The organism is Rhodoferax sp., from assembly GCF_028715765.1.
Lineage (GTDB): Bacteria > Pseudomonadota > Gammaproteobacteria > Burkholderiales > Burkholderiaceae_C > Rhodoferax.
Genome location: NZ_JAQURE010000031.1, coordinates 18470 through 40485, shown reverse-complemented (window position 1 = coordinate 40485; position 22016 = coordinate 18470). Strand labels below are relative to the sequence as shown.

Below are 22016 nucleotides of genomic sequence, written 5' to 3'. Positions count from 1 at the left end.
CTCACCTCCAGACTGTTGGATAACCGTATGATTTCAAACGGAATTTCTAATGGTATCCATTAGAAATCTGCACTGGGAGGTTTGCACCACTTTTCTTTTGAAAATCCTAATGGACTATCTGGGTTTATCATTGAGTAAGACGACGAGCTTCAGCAAACACATCGGCTGCGGGCGAAAGCACGGCCTCGCCCCGCTCGTACTCGCCGATTCGTTTAAGAATCTCGACATCCCATGCAGCCTCGACTTCTGGCGACGACCATTCCTGTAACGACTCAAGGAGTCCTTCTGCAAGTTGTGCCCGCTCTTGAGGCGGGAGCTGGCTGGCACGGTCAGACAACTCAGTAAGCAAATTAGACATAAATATCCTCCACGAGACAATTGAATAAGTTTACTCGTCTCAAGACTCGTGCGCGTCAAACAGACGACGGGCGACAGTTAACGTAGAGCTAACCGGCGCTGCGCGGCTTTATCGCGCAGCGTCCGTGTTGAGCGTTCTGTTAGCGCGCTGATACTTCTGTAGTCCATCGAACTATTTCCTCTATCGAGGCGGATGGAGCGCCAAGATGATCGGATTGTGGCTCATAGAATTTCGTAGCCAAATTGGACGGCAGTGTTTCAAACATGGGAATATTCGATTTGCCTAATTTAGGGTAATCGCGCGCTGCAACGATCCAGAGTATGGGTGTTTGTGAGCGCATCGCACGGATGGATCGTTGGAGGTTCATGGCACCGTCAGGATCAAACCAAGTGAGATAGGCAGCAGGTGTCGTTACAACAGGATATTTACCCTTCGCACCTTCAAAATCATAAAGTCTTGTCTTTTCGTCCCCCTTGCCTTCCGCTACGAGTTTGCGCGCTTCGTCCACTTGGTCGCCTAATTTTTCGCGGAAAAGCGAGCTGGCAACACTGCCGCCTGGTGCTATGGCGATGATGCCATCAACAATATGTTGGCCACCAAAATAGATGCTGAAGACGCCACCTTGGCTATGACCAGCAACAAACACCTTTTTTGCACCTTTATCCCGCAGAGCCGAAAGAGCTGCCTCGACTTCTTGTGCGGCAACGCTAACGGAAACATCGTAATCACGATTGCTAGACCAAGGCATTTCAAGATTCGCAACTAGATAGCCATTCTCTTCCAAGGTGCTAGCTAATTTGGTGACATGCTTTGATGGCAGTCCACCTTTCCCGTGCATAACCACAATACCAATTCCTGGGGTGCCAGAAATTGCTTTAGGTGGCAAAAATACGGCAACAAATAGAAACGCAAAGGTCATTAAGAATTTGATTGGAATGCTCATTTAATACCTCAGGATTGTTGCGCTAACGTTCGAGTTAACCGGCGCGCTGCGGCAGGACGCCTTGGCCCGGTTGGCGAAAATATACCGCGTACCGCCGACCGGGCCAAGGTGGCCTGCCGTAGCGCGTCCGGTTGAACGAGGTGTTAGGCAGCACTCACGCTCCAATTGGCGTGCATAGCTCGACAAGTGTTCCGTCCGGCGCCCGGACATACGAAACTGTTTGACCCCAGGGTTTCGTTGCGGGCGCGGACAGCTCGGCGGCACCATGATCAAGAGCAGACCTGTGTGCGTGATGTACGTCTTCGGTAACCAGCGCGATCTCCATGCCGAGGGGTTGCTTGGAGTCGCTTGCATGAACGTGGCCCTGAGGGAAATTCATAGCGCCCAGCGCATGTGAAGCAAAGGCGAGCGTTGTCTCGCCTGTCTTGAGCTCACCGTAGTCGCCTGACTCGTGAAGGAACTTCTGTTCTAGCCCAAACGCTTGACCAAAGAACTGAAGCGAGGATGCGACGCTGGGCACGTAGATGATTGTGTATCCGAGTTTCATCTTGCTGATCCGTTCGATTTTCGGGGCGTGCGTGGCACGGGGTTTTGCTTTCAGGGCAGCGCGCGCAAAAAAGTGCTGTTTGTGCTGCCTAACGTTTGAGCTGAGCGGCGGACAACGGCATGGCGCCTTGGCCGCGAGGTGCAACATGTACCTCAGCACCTCGAGGCCAAGGCGACTTGCCGGTGGCCGTCCGCTCGAGCGAAGGGTTAGGCATCACTGCACCTTCTCAGCTGCTTGCCAGATGCTTTGATTGCCAATGGAAGGGAGCCACTGCTCGAAGCGCGAGCGCCAGCCTTCGAGAGGCTGCGGCAACGGACGCCTTGGATCTTCGCTCAGGGAATACGCCATCCCCTCGAGAAGCCAGTTCGGTTTGAAGAACCAAGCGTTCAGAGTACCGAGGCGCTCGTTCTGTAGGTGATGAATGAGTTCGTGACGAACGAAGTGGGGATGCCAGCCGCGCGGGGAGATTGCCAGGCCGAAGGTTCCGACGTTGTACGCGCCCTGGTGAGTGAAGCCAAACGCCTTGGCGCATTCCGCTGTGGAGCAGAAGACGGCGCGGGGAACGTGCGAGATGCGGCCCACCTTCATGCCGACAAACGCTGCGGCCTCGGCTTTCAGCGCAGTTGCTTCCCCCAAGCGCGCAAGGTCATCGACGCAAACACCCTGCGAGCTGCAGTGCAAGCCGAGCAGTTCCGGAGCTAAGACCCGAATGGGCTTGAATGCTGCCCATGCAGTCACGGGAGCAAGATGAGCAAGGATGACGGCAACCAGGAGCTTACGAGTGCGCATATGCGTGTTTCGTGATGCCTAACGTAATGTATACGGCAATACTTGCAAAATATTCTGGACGCTGCGTATTAATCTGGTCATGAAATTCTCCTGAAAGTGGCTTGTAGTCTAGCTTACAAGCCGGTACACTGGATAAATAACCAGGTATAAAATTTTCATGAAACCCGGCACTCCACCCTTGCAATCAACTCGCCTGCTGGATCAGCTGCGCGAGCGCATACGTTACATGCACTATAGCCTCAGCACCGAGAAGGTTTATCTGTACTGGGTGCGTTTTTTCATCCGCTGGCATGGGCGTGGCGGGCAGATGAAACACCCACGCACAATGGGTGCGCCTGAGATTGAGGCCTTTCTGACCATGCTGGCCACCGATCGCAAGGTGTCCACCTCCACGCACAACCAGGCACTGAGCGCATTGCTGTTTCTGTACCGTGAAGTTCTGAACATGGATTTGCCGTGGATGGATGGCATCAACCGCCCGGTGACCAAGCGGCGCATACCCAGTGTGTTGACCAAGGACGAGGTAGCTGGTTTGCTGGCCCAGATGGAAGGTGTGACTGCCTTGTTGGCGCGCCTGCTGTACGGCACCGGCATGCGCCTGATGGAGGGTATTCGCCTTCGCGTCAAAGATGTGGACTTTGACCGCCACGTCATCATCGTGCGCGAGGCCAAGGGCAACAAAGACCGCGTGGTGATGCTGCCGCGCTCGCTGGTGCCTTTCATGCGCATGCAATTGCTGGCGGCGCGCGCGGTGTGGGAGGCTGATCGACAAGCGCAGCGCGGCGGGGTTGAAACACCGCATGCGCTGGAGCAAAAATACCCCGAGGTGGGGCAGACCTGGGGTTGGTTCTGGTTGTTTCCGTCGCCCACGTTTTCAGTTGACCCGCGCAGTGGCGTGGAGCGCAGGCATCACCTGTTTGAAGAACGCTTGCAGCGCTCACTCAAAAAGGCCGTTGCGCTGGCAGGCATTTGCAAGCCAGTGTCAGTTCACACCTTGCGCCATTCGTTTGCCACACATCTTTTGCAAGCGGGCACCGACATTCGTACCGTGCAAGAGTTGCTGGGCCACTCGGATGTGAACACCACGATGATTTACACGCATGTACTCAAGGTGGCAGCAGGCGGCACGGCCAGCCCGCTGGATGCGCTCAGTAGCCTGGTGTGATATCACGCTGCAGCCACGCTCAACTTCAGCAACTCCGCCCCCTCAACCACCTGGTCACCGGGCGCGTAGAGCAGTTCTGCCACCACGCCGTCCATGGGTGCGGCGATGTTGTGCTCCATCTTCATGGCTTCCAGCACCGCCAGCGCCTGGCCTTTTTGCACCGTGTCACCAGCTTGCACTGCAAACGACACCACTTTGCCAGGCATGGGCGCGGTCAGGCGGCCACCTTCGGCAGGGGCCTCACCGGCGTGCGCCAGCAAGTCGACCGCAATGATTTGTGTAGCGCCGTGCGCAGTAAAGACATGGGCTACCTCGCCTTTTCTGTACACGTTCACCAGCGCACGCTGGTTGGCAAATTGCAGATCAATGCCGTCCGGCATTGCGGCGAATGACAGCACGCCGGAAGCAACCTCCGCGGCTTTGCCGCACACACTCAAGTGCAGCGCGCCGTCATGCAGGTAGCGCAGCGTGGCCTGCGCACTCTGGCCGTCAAACTCAAAAGCAAAGCGGCGCTCGGCCATGCCCAGCGCGCGCCAGCCGTCGGTTTGGCTGAATGGGTCTGCCGTGTGTGTGGCGCGCTCGTCCAGCAGGGTTTGTGCCACATCGGCAGCAGCCGCCAGCGCCAAGCCGACGCGCTGCTGGTTGAACAACACAGCGGCTTCGCGCGGGATCAAGCCGGTATCCAGATGCGCCCTGGCGAACGAATCGCACTGCACCACATGGCGCAAGAACTGCACGTTGGTGGTCAGGCCGACGATGTGCGTGGCTGCCAGCGCCGCGTCCAGCCGGGCCAGCGCCTGGACGCGGGTGTCACCATGCACGATGAGCTTGGCCACCATCGAGTCGTAATAGGGGCTGATGGCATCAAACTGGCGCACGCCGTCATCAAAGCGCACGGCACTGCCAGCGCGTGCAGTGCCATCACCCCTGCCATCTCCCAGGGGGAGAGTGTGGAATACCGGGGGCTGGAACGCCGCATGGGGCGGCTTGCGGTACACATCCAGCTTGCCGGTGGCGGGCAAGAAGTCGTGGTCGGGGTTTTCGGCGCAGATGCGCGCCTCGATGGCGTGGCCGGTGATGCGCAGTTGGTCTTGCGTGCACGGCAGCGGCTCGCCTGCGGCCACACGCAATTGCCACTCCACCAAATCCTGGCCGGTGATGGCCTCGGTCACCGGGTGCTCGACTTGCAGGCGCGTGTTCATCTCCATAAAGAAGAAGGTCATGGCCTCTGGGTGTTCCCAACCCAGCGGCTGCTCCACAATGAATTCCACCGTGCCCGCGCCCACGTAGCCCACGGCGCGTGCGGCAGCCACGGCGGACGCACCCATGCGTGCGCGCAGCTCGGGCGTCATGCCCGGCGCGGGGGCTTCTTCCAGCACTTTTTGGTGACGGCGCTGCACCGAGCAGTCGCGTTCAAACAAATACACATAGTTGCCCAGCGTGTCGCCAAACACCTGGATTTCGATGTGGCGCGGGCGCTGCACGTATTTCTCTACCAGCACCGCGTCGTGGCAGAAGCTGTTGATGGCCTCGCGCTTGCAACTGGCCAGTGCGTCCAGAAAATCATGCGCACGTTCCACCGCCCGCATGCCTTTGCCACCGCCACCCGCGCTGGCTTTGATGAGCACGGGGTAGCCTATGCGGTCGGCCTCGCGCTGCAACAGCGCCGGGTCTTGGTCGGCACCGTGGTAACCGGGCACCAGCGGCACGCCGGCTTGTTCCATCAGGCGCTTGGATTCGGCCTTCAGACCCATGGCCTGCATACTGGTTGCTGGCGGACCGATGAAGACCACCCCTGCGGCTGCGCAAGCGCTGGCAAAGTCGGCGTTTTCGCTCAAGAAACCGTAACCGGGGTGGATGGCTTGTGCGCCGGTGGCTTTGGCGGCTTCAATGATGCGTTCCCAACGCAGGTAGCTGTCTTTCGGCGCGCTGCCACCGATGTGCACAGCCTCATCGCACGCCGCGACGTGTTTGGCGTTGGCATCCGCGTCGGAATAGACGGCCACGGTTTTGATGCCCATGCGGCGCGCAGTGGCGGCAACCCGACAGGCGATTTCCCCGCGATTGGCAATCAGGATTTTTTTAAACATATTTTTCAACTTTCTTTTCAAACTTCACTTTGGCCTGACGCAGACTGGTAGCTACCGCGTCAAAGGCACGCTTGGGTTGGCCTTGGTCGTCAAACAAGGTGGGGCGCATCGACTGTCCGTCTGAGCGACGCTGGCCCTGACCCCAACGGTTGATCCAACTGTCGGCATCGGTCACGTTCCACATCACGATCATTTCCACCGCCGGGTGACTGACGCATGCACCCACAAAGTCTTGGTACAAAGCAGCCACAGCGCTGTCGCGTTCGGCCAGGCTACCGGTTGTCGTGCCATCGCGCACGTCAAGCTCAGTGATCTGAATGGTTAAGCCGAAGGCGCTGAGGTCGTCAAAAAAAGTCAGCAACTGGGCTGCTGAGAAGCGGCGCGACACGTCCAGATGCGCTTGCAAGCCCATCACGTCCACCGGTACCTGGCGCTTGGCCCAATCTTCAAGCAGACGTAAAACTGCGCTGCGCCGACGCGCGCACCAGGGCTCATCTTGTTCCATGCCGTAGTCGTTGTAAGCCAATTTGGCCAGCGGGTCTGCCACACGCGCCAACTCAAAAAGCATGGGGTAACGGTCTGTCCCCCATAGTTTTGATAACACCGATTCACGCAAACCATCGCTGCGGTTGCCATCCACATCAATCGCTTCGTTAAGCACGTCCCAGGTATGAATGCGACCGCGATACCGCTGCACCATGGCGTTCAAGTGTTCGGTCTGCGCCTGAATGAACTGTGCCGAAGAGACCATGGACCAGTAAGTAGGCGTGGATTGATGCCAAGCCAGGGTGTGACCGCGCACAGCAGCATTCAATCGCTTGGCCAAGGCCATGATCTGATCGGCATCGGTGTAGTCACGCTGACCCCATAGCGTTTGAATATGCCGCCACTTCATGGCGTTTTCAGCGGTGATCACGCCGGCATGCTGGTGCAGCAAATCGGCAACGGGCAACTTATTGGCATACGCTGGATGCACGGCAAAACCATAGCGCCGACCGCTTTGCTGCGGAATTTTGTCTAGGCCGAGGCCGGGTTGCGCAGCCGCGTCGACCCCCATTGCCACGCAACCAGCACCCACATATCGAAACCATTCACGGCGTCTCATGGCGGTGACATTCGATGGGTTTGGCGGCCAAAAACCACGGCCAAACGGGTGAACAAAGCACGCAAGAATCTGAAAAGCGCCGCTGTCACCAGCCACATCAGCACCACGGTGAGCGCAAGCACCACGCAAAACACCAGCGGATGCATACTGGCCAACCACACGGCACCCACCACCAGGCCGTCTTCCACCAGGCTGGCAAAGACGTTGCTAAAAGGCTCGGGCGAGGTGTTGATGGCTGCACGTGTGGTGGTTTTGGCGGCTTGGCTGGTGGCCGCCAGCGTGCCACCCAGCAATGCGGCGGCCATGGCCATGGTGGCACTGTCGGCCCCCAAAGCACCCGCCGCCAAGGCTGCGCCTGCGGGGATGCGAATCACGCTGTGGACGATGTCCCACACCGAGTCCAGCCCCGGAATTTTGTCGGCAAAAAACTCCACAAACAGCATGATGCCGCTGGCCGCCAGCAACGCGGGGTGTTGCAGCACCGCCAGCCCGGCGGGCAAGGGCATCCAGCCCAACGCGCCCGCCATACCCACCAGAAACACCACTGCGTACAACCTGAAACCACTGGCCCAGCCCAACGCGCCCGCCAGCGCCAGCAGGCTGGGCAGGTCCAGCTTGTCGGCCACCTGCGTCACGGCTGGAGCCAGGTCCGAAGGCAGGCGCTGGCCCAGGTGCATGCCCACCGATTGCAGCCAGTTCAAGAGGTTTTGCCAGATCAGTTCCATGCCTTGTCCGCGCGGTGGGGTAGGTAGTGAAGGGCTTGCAAGGACAAGTCAAACCAGCCAGTTGGGTTTGCGTTTGTTAAGAAAGGATTGCACGCCTTCTTTGCCTTCGACGCTGGCTCGAATGCTGGCAATGCCCTGCACCGTGCGTGCAATCAGTGCAGCGTCGATGTCTCTACCAGCCACATCGTGCAGCAAGGTTTTGCACTCTTTGACGGCGTTGGGGCTGGCGCTGACCAGCGCCTGGGTGAGTTCAGTCACTTTGGCATCAAGCTGATCAGCTGGCACCACGGCGTGCACAAAGCCGATGCGCAAGGCCTCGGCCGCATCAAAGCGCTCTGCCGTCAAAAAGTAGCGGTGCGCGGCGCGTGCGCCCATGGCGCGGATCACATACGGGCTGATGGTGGCGGGGTACAGACCCAGCTTGACTTCGCTCAGGCAGTAATTGGCGCTGTCCACGCTCACCGCCATGTCGCACGCCGCCACCAGACCCATGCCGCCGGCAACCGCGTCGCCCTGAATGCGCGCCACGGTGGGCTTGGGGCAGGTGTAGATCACGCGCAGCATCTCGGCCAGTTGCGCGGCATCGGCCAGGTTCTCAGCGGGGGTGTAGTCGGCCATGCGGCGCATCCAGTTCAGATCTGCACCCGCGCAAAAGGCCGATCCTGAAGCGGCGAGGACGATGGCGCGCACCTGCGGGTCTTGACCCAGCTGGGTGAAAGCGGCGGTCAGTTCGGCAATCACCGCGTCGTTGAAGGCGTTGCGCACTTCGGGGCGGTTCAGGGTAACGGTGGCTACCGTGCCGTTTTCGATGGTCAATGCGGCCATGTCTGTAGTCCTCGCAGGGTTTGCATCACATCAAAATCAGCATCGCGGTGCAGCAAGGTGTGGCCGTGGGTGATGCAGTAGCTGGCAAGTAACACGTCGATGGGGCTGGCGATGGTGAAACCCTTGGCACGCAAGGCACGGTCATGCGCGGCAGCTTGCACGGCGTTATCGATGCCGCCTATCTCGACCGATGGCAAGTCGAGTAAAAAGTCCCGTGCCAGCTGCAACGCACGGTCGCTTCTGAAACCTCGCAACACCTCAAACACCACCAAGTCGGCCGTCGCAACCGTGGCTATCCCGTCTTGCAGTAGCTCGGTCAATTTCACATTGGCCGAACTTTGTTGCTGATTGAAAAAATCAATCCAAACGCTCGAATCCACCAAAATCATTTGGAAGATCCTGACTTGTTGGCATAACCGGCTGCTGGCTCCTGCACCATGGGTGCTGACACCGGCGCAGATGGGGGCGGCGCCACTTGGGTCAGAAACACCGGATCAATTTCACCTTCAAACGGCAACCCGGCGGCCTGGGCCTGCACTTTGGCCAATTGGTCTGCGCGGTACTCGGCCCAGGCGGCCTCGTCATCACCGATCCAGTGCAACTTGCCGCGAAGCGCCAACAGGCCGTCATAAACCTTGCGACGCTTGATGAGCTGCAAGCCCGCTTCAACCGCCTCACGCTTGGTTTTGTAATCGCCCGTGGACATCACGTAGTCCATCAATTTGTCGTCAATCTCGATATTGGTGCGCATGCCCAACTCCTTCAATGTGTATGAATTTCAATAATCATACACATCACATGCGGAAAAGTCCAAACTTCGTGTCTTCAATGGGTGCGTTGCGGCTGGCAGACAGCCCCAGCGCCAGCACCCGGCGGGTGTCAGCAGGGTCGATGATGCCGTCGTCCCACAGGCGGGCGGTGGCGAAATACGGGTGGCCTTGTTCTTCGTACTGGCGGCGGATCGGGGCCTTGAAGGCTTCTTCCTCCTCCATGCTCCATTCGCCGCCTTTGAGTTCAATGCCGTCACGACGCACCGTGGCCAGCACGCTGGCTGCCTGTTCGCCGCCCATGACGCTGATGCGCGCATTCGGCCACATCCACAAAAAACGCGGGCTGAACGCCCGGCCACACATGCCGTAGTTGCCCGCGCCAAAACTGCCGCCAATGATGATGGTGAATTTGGGCACAGCAGCGGTAGCCACGGCCGTGACCATCTTGGCGCCGTTGCGGGCAATGCCCTCGTTCTCGTACTTGCGCCCGACCATGAAGCCAGTGATGTTCTGCAAAAACACCAGCGCAATCTTGCGCTGGCAACACAGTTCGATGAAATGCGTGCCCTTCAAGGCCGACTCGCTGAACAGAATACCGTTGTTGGCAATGATGCCCACCGCCATGCCCTCGATGCGCGCAAAGCCGCAAATCAAGGTGGTGCCAAAGCGCGACTTGAACTCGTCAAAGTCTGAGTCATCGACGATGCGGGCAATGACCTCAAGCACGTCAAAGGGTTTGCGGGTATCGACCGGGATCACGCCATACAGTTCAGTTGCATCATATTTAGGAGCTACTGGCGCATGATCCGTATGGGCTAGAGGCTTGTTTTTATATAAATTTTTAACAGCGGTACGGGCCAGAGCCAGCGCGTGCATGTCGTTTTGCGCCAGGTGGTCAGCCACGCCCGACAAGCGCGTGTGCACGTCGCCACCGCCCAAATCCTCAGCGGTGACCACCTCGCCAGTGGCCGCCTTCACCAGCGGTGGGCCACCCAGAAAAATCGTGCCCTGGTTCTTGACGATGATGGCCTCGTCACTCATAGCCGGCACATACGCGCCGCCTGCGGTGCAACTGCCCATGACCACAGCAATCTGCGCAATGCCCTGCGCACTCATTTGTGCCTGGTTGTAGAAGATGCGGCCAAAGTGATCCCGGTCAGGAAACACTTCGTCCTGGTTCGGCAAATTGGCGCCGCCGGAGTCCACCAGGTAAATGCAGGGCAGGCAGTTTTGCTGGGCAATTTCTTGTGCGCGCAGGTGCTTTTTGACCGTCATCGGGTAATAAGTGCCACCTTTCACGGTGGCATCGTTACAGACAATCATGCAGTCCACACCACTCACGCGGCCAATGCCCGCCACGATGCCAGCACCGGGTGCGCTGTCAGTGCCATCGCGGTCCGGGTACATGCCCATGGCAGCCAAGGGTGACAGTTCCAGAAATGGTGTGCCGGGGTCGAGCAGCATCTGCACGCGGTCACGCGGCAGCAGCTTGCCGCGCGCGGTGTGTTTGGCGCGTGCCGCGTCGCCACCGCCCTGCTCTACCTGCGCGAACTTGGCACGCAAGTCGTCCACCAAGGCGCGCATGGCGGCGGCATTGGCCTGGAAGTCCGCAGAGCGGGCATTGAGCTGGGTGTGCAGAACGGGCATGGCTTTCTTTCTGTGAATCTGAAAAGACCTTGGCAACAGTTGATCGAGAGAGACCATGTACCAACGCATCGCTTTAACGCGCCAAGCATAGAACTTTGAGCCTATGCGCGGGTGTCACGCAGGTTGCAAATTGCGCCAAAGTCAAGCAAACTTATGCCATGCCTCACGTCATGCAAACCACCGCCGCCACACCCATCGCCTTTGTTAAAAGCATTGTGCAAGCGTATCAACAGCGTGGCATGGATGCATCAATCGCCCTACAGCAGGCACAAATTGCGCCAGCGCTGCTGCACAACCCGGCTGCGCGCGTGACCGCCTTGCAATTTGAAGCCTTGTCCAGCGCCGCCATGCAAGAGCTGGACGATGAGGCCTTGGGCTGGTTCAGCCGCCGCTTGCCGTGGGGCAGCTACGGCATGTTGGCACGCGCCAGCATCAGCGCCCCCAACCTGGGCGTGGCTTTGAAACGCTGGTGCCGCCACCATGGGCTGCTGGTTGACGACATCACGCTGACCCTGACGGTCAGCGGCCACAGCGCCACCTTGTCCGTCACTGAAAACCGCCCGTTGGCGGCTGCGCTGCGCGAGTTTTGCCTGGTCTCGGTGCTGCGCAACTTTTCTGGCTTGGCTTGCTGGCTGGTGGACTCGCGCATGGCGCTGACAGGTGCCAGGTTTGCGTTTGCTGCGCCACCGCACAGTGCTGCTTATTCAGTGCTTTTTAAGGCTCCAGCCCTATTCAATCAAGCGCAGACAGCTATTGAATTTGATGCAAGCTACCTGGCCTTACCGCTGCGCCGGGACGAGGCCGCGCTTCGACAAATGCTCAAACGCGCCCTGCCCTTGACCGTGCTGCAGTACCGCCGCGACCGCCTGCTGGTGCAGCGCGTGCGCCAGGCATTAGCCAGCCAGCCCCAAGCCCTTCACAGCGCGGACGATCTGGCCGCGCTGCTGGCCATGTCGCCGCGCACCCTGCACCGCCAGCTGAAAGACGAAGGCGCGTCGCTGCAAGCGCTGAAAGACGAGGTGCGGCAAGCCCTGGCCGCAGACCTGCTGCTGCGCACCCAGCGCCCCATCAAGCAGGTGGCGCAAGCTGCCGGGTTTCAGAGCGAGAAAAGCTTTATGCGGGCGTTCAAGGGCTGGACGGGGCTGTCAGCTGCGGAGTTCAGAGCCAGCGGGCCGAGTGATTTGAAAGCCAATCTTTCACAAGCGCAGGGCGCTGCAGCGCTTAAAAAAGTTTAAAAAAGTTTGAACAGCAACGGAATCAACAGCGATGCCAGCACCACTTGCAGCCCCAAAGCCAATCCGGCAAACGCACCGGCATCGGCATTTACCTGCAAGGCACGCGCAGCACCTATGCCATGGGCGGCGGTGCCGAGCGCAAAGCCGCGCGCCATCCAGCCCTGCGCGTGGGTGGGCACCTTGAGCAGGCCAAACAAGGCTTTGCCGCTTAACGCCCCCACCATGCCGGTCACCACCGCGAACACCGCCGCCAGGGCAGGAATGCCACCTATCTTGTCGGCAATGCCCATGGCCACCGGTGCGGTGACCGATTTGGGTGCCAGCGACAGCACCACATCGTGGGGCAAGCCCAGCAGCCAACCCAGCAGCAAGGCCGAGCCACTGGCCGCCGTGCCGCCCAGCACGGCTGCCACCAGCAAGGCGCGCCCATGCTGGCGAAGCGCCGCACGGCGCTCCCACAGCGGCCAAGCCAGCGCCACGACCGCCGGGCCGAGCAAAAAGTGGATGAATTGCGCACCAGAAAAATAGGTGGGGTAGTCCACCCCCGTCAGCCACAGCAGGCTGGCCAAGGTCAGCACCGACCACAGCACCGGATTGGCCCAAGCTGCCTGCTGCAGCTGGGTGTAAACCCCGTGCGCCAGCACATACACCAGCAAGGTGGCGGTCAAGCCAAACAAGGGCGTGGCAGACAGGTAAACCCACAGCGCTACAAAATCAGACATGGTTCGCCCCGCTGCCGGCTTCGTCAACTTTATCCCCGTTGCCGCCTTTGCTACGTTTTAGCCAAAGCACCGTCACCGCCAGCCCGATCCAGGTGGACAGCACCACCGCCAGCAGCATGCGCACGCCATATTGGCTGAGCAAGCCCATGTGCGTCATCACCCCCACGCCCACCGGCACAAACAGCAGCGACAAATGACTGAGCAAAAACTGCGCGCAAGCCGCCACCGGCGCACGCACCACCGGCCACTGCAGTGCCAGCAACAGCAGCAGCATGCCAATCACCGGGCCAGGAAAAGGCAAGCCCAAGCCGCGCGAGAGCCATTCACCCAACGATTGCATGGCCAGCAGCCAAGCCAAACCGCGTAAGCCTTCCATGGTCAGTGGCTCGGTGGCTTCGCCATTGAGCTGGCGCGCATTGGGTTAAAACCGTTCCAGGTTGGGGTGGCTCAGCTTGCCGCCGCGCACCAGCATCTTGCCGTACTCGGCGCAGCGCTGCAGCGTGGGGATGACCTTGCCGGGGTTGAGCAGCTCTTGCGGGTCAAACGCGCGCTTCACACCAAACATTTGCGCATTCTCAGCGGCGCTGAACTGCACACACATGCTGTTGAGCTTTTCCACGCCCACGCCATGCTCGCCGGTCACGGTGCCGCCCATGGCCACGCTGGTTTCCAGAATCTCGGCGCCAAACAGCTCGGCACGGTGCAGCTGGTCGGCTTGGTTGGCATCAAACAAAATCAGTGGGTGCAGGTTGCCGTCGCCGGCGTGGAACACGTTGGCGCAGCGCAGCTGGTATTTTTTCTCCATCTGGCAAATGGCCAACAAAATATCGGCCACACGCTTGCGCGGAATGGTGCTGTCCATGCACATGTAGTCGGGGCTGATGCGGCCGCTGGCAGGAAACGCGTTTTTGCGCCCGCTCCAAAACGTCATGCGCTCCTGTTCGTTCTGGCTGACTGCAATTTTGGTAGCGCCTGCAGCAAGCAGAACCTGGGTCATGCGGCCAATTTCTTCTTCAACCTCTTGGGGTGTGCCATCTGACTCGCACAGCAAAATGGCCGCTGCGTTGAGGTCGTAGCCGGCATGCACATAGTCTTCCACGGCGGCGGTCATGGGCTTGTCCATCATCTCCAGCCCAGCCGGAATGATGCCTGCCGCAATGACTGCAGCCACCGCATCACCGGCCTTGGGAATGTCGTCAAAGCTGGCCATGATGCAGCGTGCCAGCATGGGTTTGGGAATGAGCTTGACGGTGACCTCGGTCACCACCGCCAGCATGCCTTCGCTGCCAATCAGCAGGCTGATCAAGTCGTAGCCGGGGGCGTCGAGCGCGTCAGCGCCACATTCGATGGCATCTCCGGCCATGGTGAAGCCTTTGATTTTCAGGATGTTGTGCAGCGTCAAGCCGTATTTCAGACAATGCACCCCCCCTGAGTTTTCCGCCACATTGCCGCCAATGGTGCAGGCGATCTGGCTGCTGGGGTCGGGCGCGTAGTACAGCCCCAAGGGCGCAGCGGCTTCGCTGATGGCCAGGTTGCGCACGCCGCATTGCACGGTGGCGGTGCGGGCCACCGGGTCCACCTTCAGGATGCGGTTAAAGCGTGCCAAAGACAGGGTCACGCCCGCCGGGTGCGGCATGGCGCCACCCGACAAGCCGGTACCTGCGCCGCGTGCCACCACCGGCACACCCAGCGCGTGACAGGCCTTGAGCGTGGCCTGCACCTGCGCCTCGTCTTCCGGCAAGGCCACCAGCAGCGGACGCTGGCGGTAGGCGGTCAGGCCGTCGCACTCGTAAGGCGTGGTGTCTTCGGCATTCCACAGCAAGGCGTGTGCGGGCAAAACAGCTTGCAGCGCTTTCACCACCTGCGCTTGGCGCTCTGATCTTTGAAGTGCTGAAATTTCCGGGGGAGAGGCTGGTGCGTTCATCGGATGGCTTTCATGGGTGAAGGGGCTGGGGTTGAAACATGAGGGTGCACTTTAATCGCTGCCAGCCAAATGGCGAATGAGCATTTGTAAACAGCTTCTTGAAATAAATAACGCTACAAAATAAATAGCTGTTTACGCTTATTTCATAAGCTCTAGAGGCCGATTTCTTATAAATGAAAGGCGCAAACCTTGCCAGGTTAGACCGTGCTCTGCTTGAGCCATTCGGCAAATGCCACGCATTCCCAGCGCTCCATCATGCCGGTGCGCCAGCACAGGTAGTGCGCGTGCGGGCTGGGCACGTTGGTGGCAAAAGCCTCGCTGGTGCCCAGCCGCACCAGCGAGCCGTTTTCCAGCCACGGCAGCGCCAGCTTCATGCGAATCAGGCCAATGCCCATGCCGGCGGCGGCGGCATCGCACATCAGCCCCACGTCATTGAACTGTGAGCCATCCACGGGCTCGGGCCAGTCCAGGTTGCGGGCGGCAAACCAGGTGCGCCAGGGCTCCAGCGGGCTGCGCAACAGCGGTTCGCCCTCCAGGTCTTGCGCCACTTCAAACGGGCCGTGTTCGCGAATGTAGGCTGGTGACGCCAGCGGGGTGATGTCGTCTTTGAGCAGCAGCATGTGCTCTACATCGGCATAACGGCCGGTGCCAAAGCGCACCATCAGGTCAGCGTCTTCGGCCACCACGTCCAGCAGCGGGATCGAGATTTGCAGCGTCAGGTCAATTTCAGGGTAGGCCTCGGTGAACTGGCGCAGCCGTGGTATCAGCACCGAGCGGGCATAGGTGGGGGTGACCGCCAGGCGCAATTTGCGTTTGCCCGGCTGGGTGGCTGCGCCCGGAAACTTTTGCAGCATGTTCAGGCCATCGCGCACGTGCGCCAGGTACTCCACACCTTCTACGGTGAGCGAAAAGTCGGCCCGGCCAAACAGCTTGGTGCCAATGATTTGCTCCAGCTGCTTGACGCGGTGGCTGACGGCGCTGGGGGTGACACACAACTCGTCAGAGGTTTGCGTGACGCTGCGCAGGCGTGCCAAAGCTTCAAACGTCAGCAGGCATTGAATGGGGGGGATGCGGGCAATAGACATAGCGAATATTGTGGCACTTAGCGTGCTTGGCCTGAGCTGCAGGGGTCACTTTAGAATGGGCTCGGTTTCAAGACTGCAGCCAAAAAATGGTAACAACAGGAGAATATTGATATGCGTTTCCCCCACAGACTTTTCTTGCTCAAGTGGGTTGCAGTAGTGCTGGCTCTGATGGGCACATGCGCCGTGGCTCAGCCGGCTGCTTCGGTGTTGATCAACCCTGGTGACCAAGGCGAGAAGTCGCGGTTTTTGATCTACAACGATTGGAAAAACATCATTGAACAGGTGCTCCGCAAGGAAAAAGTGACGCCAGTCAGCGTGACACAGTCGACCGACGCGCGGGCTGACCTGGCCGCCACACGTTCGCGCATTCCCGATGTTTTGATTGCGCCCGCACACATCATTGGCAGTGCGGCGCGCTACGGATACACCCCGATCTTGGGTTTTGACCGCCCACAGCGGGCGGTGCTGGTGACATCCAAAGACAGTGCGGTACAAAACCTCGCCCAGGCGCAAGGCAAGTCCCTGGGGCTGCCGCCGCAAGACAGTGTGGTGACGTATTTGGTGCGCGGTGAAGTGAATGCCGCCAACACGACGATCAAGCGCCATTTCTCTGGCGTGTATGAGACGCGCTACCAGGATGCCCTGTTGATGTGCCTGCAGCTCAGGCGTTGCGAGGTGGTGGCGGTGGAGCGTGAGCTTTTTGATCGCTGGGTTGCCGCCGGTGAGCCGGTCAAGATCATCATGGAAACGCGCACTGTGCCTTCACTTACCGTGGCACTGAAAAACGGTTCACGCCCTGGTGCAGAGGCATTGCGTGCAGCCTTGACCGATGGCATGACCGCCGTGCCTGGTGCAGTGGGTGCCAAAACCGTGGCACTGGCAGCTAAAGACTTTGAATACGTCTCTACTTTGGGCTATTTCACACCTCGCACGCTGCCCGGTGCTACGTTGATCGATGCCGCTGGCGTGGCCAAGCTGGTCAAGCAAAAGGACACCTATTTGATCGACACCCGCAACAAAGACGAGTTCAAGGCCGGGCATCTGCCGGGTGCCAAGTGGGTGCCCTATGTGGAAAAAAGCGCCAAAGAGCCCGACTATGTTGCCAAGGCAGACCAGTTTGACCTTGGCCAACTGCCTGCCAACAAGGCCAGCACGCTGGTTTTCTCATGCAACGGCCCAGAGTGCTGGAAGAGCTTCAAGGCGAGCGATGTCGCCGTCAAGGCGGGTTATACCCAGGTACGCTGGTTTCGCGGCGGGTTCCCCGAGTGGCGTGATGCCGGCTTTCCCGTGGATATGGGTGGCTGATGCGCTGGTTGCAGTTTGTGATGTTTAACCGCCGCCTGGCCGTCCTGCCTCAGTATCTGTTGCCCAAGCAGGCTTTGACCTTGCTGGCCGGGCGAGTGGCGCGCGCCCATGCAGGCGCACTCACCACCCGGCTGATTGCCTGGTTTGTGCAGCGCTACCGCGTCAACATGGCCGAGGCCGCCCAGCCCGACATTGACAGCTACGCCAGTTTCAACGACTTTTTCACCCGCGCCCTCAAAGCCGATGCCCGCCCGCTGGCGCCAGCCGAGCTGATTTGCCCGGTGGATGGTGCCATCAACCAGTTTGGCCGCATCCAAGGGCAGCAGATTTTTCAGGCCAAAGGCCACCAGTACAGCAGCACCGCGCTGGTGGGGGGCGATGCGGCGCTGGCCGCGCAGTTTGACAACGGCCACTTTGCCACGCTGTACCTCAGCCCGCGCGATTACCACCGCATCCACATGCCTTGCGCCGGGCGCTTGACCCGCATGATTTACGTGCCGGGCGACCTGTTTTCAGTCAACCCGACCACGGCGCGCGGCGTGCCGGGGCTGTTTGCCCGCAACGAGCGCCTGGTGTGCGTGTTTGAGCGCCCCAACGGCTTGGGGGCGTTTGTGCTGGTGCTGGTGGGTGCCACCATTGTGGGCAGCATGGCCACGACCTGGCATGGGCTGGTCAACAACCCCAGGGCTGGCAAGGTGTGCGATGTTCGCTATAAAAATGAGTGCATTGAATTCAACCAGGGCGACGAAATGGGGCGCTTTCTGCTGGGCTCCACGGTGGTCATGCTGTTCCCCCCAAGTCCGTTGCAGTTCAACCCGGCATGGCAGCCAGGTGGGGCGATTCGGCTGGGGGAGGTGATGGCGAACCCAGCGCTGCACGGCCAATGATCCATATGTGCCGTGCCAACATTGTGCTTACTAAAAATGGAGCATTGCAATGCAAGTATCGATTCGAACCATGGGCAATTCCAGAGGTGTTCTGATTCCCAAGCCGATTCTGGAGCAAACCGGTTTGCTGGATGTGGCCGACCTGCAAGTTCATGATGGCGTGATCGAGATTCGCCCCCTCCAACGCCACCCGCGCGAGGGCTGGGCGGCAGACAGTCAGCGCGTTGCACTGGCTGCGGATGATGTGTGGGGTTGGCCTGAGTTTGCCAATGCCGCCGACCAGGACTTGCTGTGGTAACCCTGTCAGCGCTGACCACCTTGCAAGCCATGTTTGCCCCTACTTGAAAATCACCGTCTTGTGCCCGTTGATCAGCACGCGGTGTTCGCTGTGCCACTTCACGGCTCGCGCCAGCACCTGGCTCTCGGTGTCGCGGCCCAGGGCGGTCAGGTCTTCTACCGTTTTGCTGTGGTCGACGCGGGCCACGTCTTGCTCAATGATCGGTCCTTCATCCAGGTCGGCGGTGACGTAGTGGGCGGTGGCGCCAATCAGTTTCACACCCCGGTCATGCGCTTGGTAATAGGGTTTGGCACCTTTGAAGCTGGGTAAAAAACTGTGGTGGATGTTGATGGCGCGGCCATTGAGCTTGCGGCACAGGTCGTCAGACAAAATTTGCATATAGCGCGCCAGCACCACCAGCTCGGCGCCTTCGCCGTCAATGATGTCCATTTGCCGGGCTTCCACCTGCGCTTTGGTCGCAGCGGTGACGGGCAGGTGGTGAAACGGCACGTTGTAGCTGGCGGCCAGTTGGTAAAACTCGCGGTGGTTGCTGACAATGGCGCGAATGTCCAGCGCCAGCAGGCCGCTTTTCCAGCGAAACAGCAGGTCGTTCAAGCAATGGCCTTCCTTGCTGACCATGATGACGGTGCGCATGGGCTGCGCTTGCGCATGCAGCTGCCATTGCAGTTGCAGCGGCGCGGCAAATTCGCCCAGTTGGGTTTTGAGCGCCTCAAAGCTGTGCGCGCCGCAGGCAAACTGCACCCGCATGAAAAACAGGCCGGTGCCGGTGTCGTTGTATTGGGCGGCTTCTTCAATGTTGGCACTGCGCTCAAGCAAAAAGCCAGAAACGGCGTGTACCAGCCCCAGGCGGTCAGGGCAAGACAGGGTCAGGGTGTAAACGGGCATCATAGGGGCGGTCAGTGGGGTGGCAGACTGAGTTTTTCAGCGCTGCATTTAAAGTAGCTACTCACGCTTAATTCATAAGCGCTAGAGCCCTATTTCTCATAAATTTAATGAATCACCACCGGGTTTTGCGCCAGCTCGGCGTATTGTTCCAGGGTGTCTTCAACTTCTTCCTGGGTCGGGGTTTTGCGCTGCCAAGCGGTGATTTGTTGCTGAAACAGTTCCGCCCAGGAGCCATCGAGGTAAACCTCTTTGTTGGTGCGCTTGTCGACAATCTCAAACCCATGGCGTGCCAGTGCCGGCACGATCAGCAGCTGCTCACCGGCCTTCAGGGTGTCGGGTGGCAAGTCTGCAGCCACCGCATTGGCCAGCATGTGGGTCACAGAGTAGGTGTCAGAGTCGTAAAGCGTATGCATTGGCAAATTATCCATGAAAGCGAGTTTGGGGCAGGTGGGTCTGCCAGGCGCCATTTCAAGGTGTGGACAGGCCTTCTGACGCTACCCATTGCTGGTCGATGTAATCGCCATTGGCCTCCTGTATGCGGATGCGTGCCGGCAGGTAGCCCAGCTGGGGCGCCAGCCAGATGTCGACTTGCTGGTCGTAAAGCTGGCGCGGCTTGCGGCTGAGTTTGAGCCCCTCCAGCGTGCCATTGGGCAGTGGCAGCGTTTCCCGCTCACCTACAGTAAATAGCCACAGGTCGGCACTGCGCGCACCAATGGTTTGGAGGGTGATGGTGGTGTCGGATTTAAACCGGTCTGGCGCGCTGGCGGCCATGGCCGCGAGTTGAATCAGCACGCTCAAGCGGTCTTGGGCACCGGCTTGCAAGGGCACATCCGGGGTGTTGGCGCTGAAGGTGACTTTGCCCAAGCTGCGGTTGAAGTGCGCCGCCACCTCGCTGCGGAATTTGTCTGAAAACCGCTCGGGCGCCAACCCCATGGCGTTCACCTGGCCGCGGCTGGTTTGGGTGCGGGTTTGGCCAAATGCGCCAAAGCTCAAGCTGGCTTGGTAGGTGTTGTCTGTCAATCGCCACACCAGTTCGCCACTGAGGCTGTACGGAAATTTGTTGGCCTTGACCTGGTAGAGCAGCTTGACCGACTGGGGCACGCCCTGCACCGCCATCAGCGCGGGCAGTGCGTTGGCCGCTGGGTTGGCGGGAGCTTCAGGCGGGGTGGGCGGTTCGGGCTTGGCCTCTGCAATGGGCAGGGCTGACGTGGCTGGCGCACTGGGCTCATCTGGCGCGGTGGCCGAAGGGGGTGACTGAGGGGATGCAAGCGTCGTAAGCGAAGTAGGGGCGGACTCTGGGGGGACTGGATCAGTCTTTGGCAGGTGCAACACGCGGAGCGCTTCGGTGGACGATGGCGCGGCTGAAGCTGCATTTTGCGGCAGCATCGCCGTCACGTTGGGCGTGGCGTCTTGTGCCGTATTCGGCGCTGCGTTGATGGCTGCTTGCGGCGCGGCGACGGGCGGCTTGGGTTGGGCCGCCAGTGCAGTGGGTCGAGGTATTGATTTTGGCCTTGGGGCAGCGGGCGGTGGCGGCGCAAGGGTGGGCACAGCACGTGCGGCAAAGTGCCAAGCAGTCGAGGTGCTTTGCGCGGTGTCCTGGTGAGCCAACGACAGCTGCATGGGCAAGCTTTGCAGCAGTGCCAGGTGCAGCAACAGCACGGCCGTGCCCAACACCAGCCAGCGCAGGATGGGCTGTGGGGTGGCCAGGCGGGAGTGGTCAGTGCGCTGGGTGGACATGCATCCTCAAGCTGCGGCCACTTGTTTGATGAAGATTTTGATGCCACGCAGCAGCATTTCAATCGACACCGCCACCAGCACCAACCCCATCAGCCGTTCCAGCGCCACCACAAAGCGGTCACCGGCCACGCGCTGAATGCGCTCGGCCAGCACCAGCACCACGGCGCTCACGGTCATGGTCACGCACAGCGCCGCCACCCATTCCAGCCGTTTCTCAGGCGCTTGCGACACCAGCAACAGCACCGTGGCCAGCGCTGAGGGACCAGCAATGGCCGGAATGGCCAACGGCACGATCAGCGGCTCGCTCAGGGGTTCATCGGTTTCCACTTTGGCGGGCGGAAAAATCATGCGCAGGGCAATCAAAAACAAGATCACGCCGCCGCCAATTTGCAGTGACAGCTCACTCAAATTCATGACCCGCAAAAATCCGTCGCCGACGAACATGAAGGTCAGCAGCAGCAAAAAGGCAATCAACACCTCTCGCAATATCACCCGCGCCCGTCGCTCGGGTGCCACGTGCTGCAGCGCGTTGGCAAAAATGGGAATGTTGCCAATCGGGTCGGTGATCAAAATCAGCAAGATGGTGGCTGATACAAAGGTGTAGTTCATGGCGCAGTGGACTCAAAGGTAGGCGCAAAGAATAGCAGGCTTGTATTGGTGGTGTCCTGGCCACTTTGTCTGGCTCGGCTGCTGTTTGGGTGACTCTGGCGCAATGCTGCTTTGGTGGCTCTGGCGCGGCGCGGCGGCTGGGTCAGGTGCATGCGGTTTTGGGGGCAAAACACGCGCGGGGATGATGGTTCAGGTCACCTGGCACCTTTTTCGCGCGCCTTTGTCCCCAAAGCCCGGTCACCTGACCCAACCACCACGCCTTATCTGCGTGGTTACTGAGCTGGGTGAAAGGCTACACAAGTGGTATCTACAATGAAAATAATAGCTGCTTACACATGTAATAAAGAGTCTACAGGCTTATTTCT

At 59.7% G+C, this 22016-nt stretch carries 24 protein-coding genes; 5 read left to right on the top strand and 19 right to left on the bottom strand.

The genetic code is table 11. The features are described from left to right. Positions 1–127: 127 nt before the first annotated feature. The 4 genes from PHT20_RS11535 to PHT20_RS11520 form a co-directional block, all read right to left on the bottom strand. Positions 128–358: an addiction module protein gene (locus tag PHT20_RS11535; RefSeq protein ID WP_301020621.1), complete on the bottom strand. Its 231-nt coding sequence runs from the start codon at positions 356–358 to the stop codon at positions 128–130. A 139-nt stretch (positions 359–497) separates the two neighbouring features. Further along, on the bottom strand, positions 498–1301 hold the full coding sequence (locus tag PHT20_RS11530) for an alpha/beta hydrolase (RefSeq protein ID WP_301020620.1): 804 nt from the start codon (positions 1299–1301) through the stop codon (positions 498–500). A gap of 154 nt (positions 1302–1455) precedes the next feature. Beyond that, positions 1456–1848, bottom strand: a complete 393-nt coding sequence (locus PHT20_RS11525; protein WP_301020622.1) for a VOC family protein — start codon at positions 1846–1848, stop codon at positions 1456–1458. A gap of 213 nt (positions 1849–2061) precedes the next feature. Next, positions 2062–2637 (bottom strand): hypothetical protein, encoded by a 576-nt coding sequence (locus PHT20_RS11520; RefSeq protein ID WP_301020619.1) that lies wholly within the window; start codon positions 2635–2637, stop codon positions 2062–2064. 157 nt (positions 2638–2794) lie between these two features. Between PHT20_RS11520 and PHT20_RS11515 the strand changes: the two genes are divergently transcribed. Then, positions 2795–3802, top strand: a complete 1008-nt coding sequence (locus PHT20_RS11515) for an integron integrase (protein WP_301020618.1) — start codon at positions 2795–2797, stop codon at positions 3800–3802. 2 nt (positions 3803–3804) lie between these two features. Here PHT20_RS11515 and PHT20_RS11510 read toward each other — a convergent pair whose 3' ends face one another. Genes PHT20_RS11510 through PHT20_RS11480 form a run of 7 tightly spaced genes read right to left on the bottom strand, consistent with a single transcriptional unit; the run spans position 3805 to position 10964 of the window. Beyond that, positions 3805–5892, bottom strand: a complete 2088-nt coding sequence (locus PHT20_RS11510; protein WP_301020617.1) for a biotin carboxylase N-terminal domain-containing protein — start codon at positions 5890–5892, stop codon at positions 3805–3807. Further along, a complete protein-coding gene (locus PHT20_RS11505; RefSeq protein WP_301020616.1) occupies positions 5885–6997 on the bottom strand; it encodes an endo-1,4-beta-xylanase in 1113 nt (370 codons plus the stop codon). The genes PHT20_RS11510 and PHT20_RS11505 overlap by 8 nt, the downstream gene beginning before the upstream one ends. After that, positions 6994–7722: a DUF4126 domain-containing protein gene (locus tag PHT20_RS11500; protein ID WP_301020615.1), complete on the bottom strand. Its 729-nt coding sequence runs from the start codon at positions 7720–7722 to the stop codon at positions 6994–6996. The genes PHT20_RS11505 and PHT20_RS11500 overlap by 4 nt, the downstream gene beginning before the upstream one ends. 48 nt (positions 7723–7770) lie before the next feature. Continuing rightward, positions 7771–8547 carry an enoyl-CoA hydratase/isomerase family protein gene (locus PHT20_RS11495; protein ID WP_301020614.1) on the bottom strand — a complete coding sequence of 259 codons (777 nt, stop codon included), beginning with the start codon at positions 8545–8547 and terminating at the stop codon, positions 7771–7773. Further along, the gene (locus PHT20_RS11490; protein ID WP_301020613.1) at positions 8535–8936 is read right to left on the bottom strand and encodes a PIN domain-containing protein; all 402 of its coding nucleotides are present in this window, start codon (positions 8934–8936) and stop codon (positions 8535–8537) included. Before PHT20_RS11490 ends, PHT20_RS11495 begins: the two co-directional genes overlap by 13 nt. After that, the gene (locus PHT20_RS11485; RefSeq protein ID WP_301020612.1) at positions 8933–9298 is read right to left on the bottom strand and encodes a type II toxin-antitoxin system VapB family antitoxin; all 366 of its coding nucleotides are present in this window, start codon (positions 9296–9298) and stop codon (positions 8933–8935) included. The genes PHT20_RS11490 and PHT20_RS11485 overlap by 4 nt, the downstream gene beginning before the upstream one ends. Positions 9299–9341: 43 nt before the next feature. Next, entirely contained in the window at positions 9342–10964 is a 1623-nt protein-coding gene (locus PHT20_RS11480) for a carboxyl transferase domain-containing protein (protein WP_301020611.1), read from the bottom strand. A gap of 158 nt (positions 10965–11122) precedes the next feature. On the opposite strand from PHT20_RS11480, the gene PHT20_RS11475 reads away from it, so the two are divergent. Beyond that, a complete protein-coding gene (locus PHT20_RS11475; RefSeq protein WP_301020610.1) occupies positions 11123–12199 on the top strand; it encodes an AraC family transcriptional regulator in 1077 nt (358 codons plus the stop codon). Here the strand turns inward: PHT20_RS11475 and PHT20_RS11470 are convergent. From PHT20_RS11470 to PHT20_RS11455, 4 genes are all read right to left on the bottom strand, one after another. After that, positions 12196–12921 carry an LrgB family protein gene (locus PHT20_RS11470; protein ID WP_301020609.1) on the bottom strand — a complete coding sequence of 242 codons (726 nt, stop codon included), beginning with the start codon at positions 12919–12921 and terminating at the stop codon, positions 12196–12198. The two genes, PHT20_RS11475 and PHT20_RS11470, sit on opposite strands and share 4 nt — an antisense overlap. Beyond that, positions 12914–13297, bottom strand: coding sequence for a CidA/LrgA family protein (locus PHT20_RS11465; protein ID WP_301020608.1), 384 nt, complete (start codon positions 13295–13297; stop codon positions 12914–12916). Before PHT20_RS11465 ends, PHT20_RS11470 begins: the two co-directional genes overlap by 8 nt. Positions 13298–13342: 45 nt before the next feature. Next, positions 13343–14845, bottom strand: a complete 1503-nt coding sequence (locus PHT20_RS11460) for an FAD-linked oxidase C-terminal domain-containing protein (RefSeq protein ID WP_301020607.1) — start codon at positions 14843–14845, stop codon at positions 13343–13345. Positions 14846–15042: 197 nt separating this feature from the next. After that, a complete protein-coding gene (locus PHT20_RS11455) occupies positions 15043–15930 on the bottom strand; it encodes a LysR substrate-binding domain-containing protein (RefSeq protein WP_300084413.1) in 888 nt (295 codons plus the stop codon). A gap of 111 nt (positions 15931–16041) precedes the next feature. Here PHT20_RS11455 and PHT20_RS11450 point away from each other — a divergent pair, with 111 nt between their 5' ends. From PHT20_RS11450 to PHT20_RS11440, 3 genes are read left to right on the top strand one after another with little or no spacing between them, the layout of a single operon-like run. After that, positions 16042–17235, top strand: a complete 1194-nt coding sequence (locus tag PHT20_RS11450; protein ID WP_301020606.1) for a rhodanese-like domain-containing protein — start codon at positions 16042–16044, stop codon at positions 17233–17235. 20 nt (positions 17236–17255) lie between these two features. Further along, positions 17256–18122, top strand: a complete 867-nt coding sequence (gene asd, locus PHT20_RS11445; protein WP_301020605.1) for an archaetidylserine decarboxylase — start codon at positions 17256–17258, stop codon at positions 18120–18122. A gap of 49 nt (positions 18123–18171) precedes the next feature. Next, positions 18172–18420, top strand: coding sequence for an AbrB/MazE/SpoVT family DNA-binding domain-containing protein (locus PHT20_RS11440; protein WP_301020604.1), 249 nt, complete (start codon positions 18172–18174; stop codon positions 18418–18420). A 39-nt stretch (positions 18421–18459) separates the two neighbouring features. On the opposite strand, the gene purU is transcribed toward PHT20_RS11440, so the two are convergent. From purU to PHT20_RS11420, 4 genes are all read right to left on the bottom strand, one after another. Next, the gene (gene purU, locus PHT20_RS11435) at positions 18460–19308 is read right to left on the bottom strand and encodes a formyltetrahydrofolate deformylase (protein ID WP_301020603.1); all 849 of its coding nucleotides are present in this window, start codon (positions 19306–19308) and stop codon (positions 18460–18462) included. A 101-nt stretch (positions 19309–19409) separates the two neighbouring features. Further along, positions 19410–19718 (bottom strand): DUF3567 domain-containing protein, encoded by a 309-nt coding sequence (locus PHT20_RS11430; RefSeq protein WP_300084442.1) that lies wholly within the window; start codon positions 19716–19718, stop codon positions 19410–19412. Between the two features lie 55 nt (positions 19719–19773). Next, positions 19774–21042 carry a DUF3108 domain-containing protein gene (locus PHT20_RS11425; protein ID WP_301020602.1) on the bottom strand — a complete coding sequence of 423 codons (1269 nt, stop codon included), beginning with the start codon at positions 21040–21042 and terminating at the stop codon, positions 19774–19776. A gap of 6 nt (positions 21043–21048) precedes the next feature. Next, complete coding sequence (locus tag PHT20_RS11420) at positions 21049–21651, bottom strand: MarC family protein (RefSeq protein ID WP_300084403.1); 603 nt, start codon at positions 21649–21651, stop codon at positions 21049–21051. Between the last annotated feature and the right edge of the window lie 365 nt (positions 21652–22016).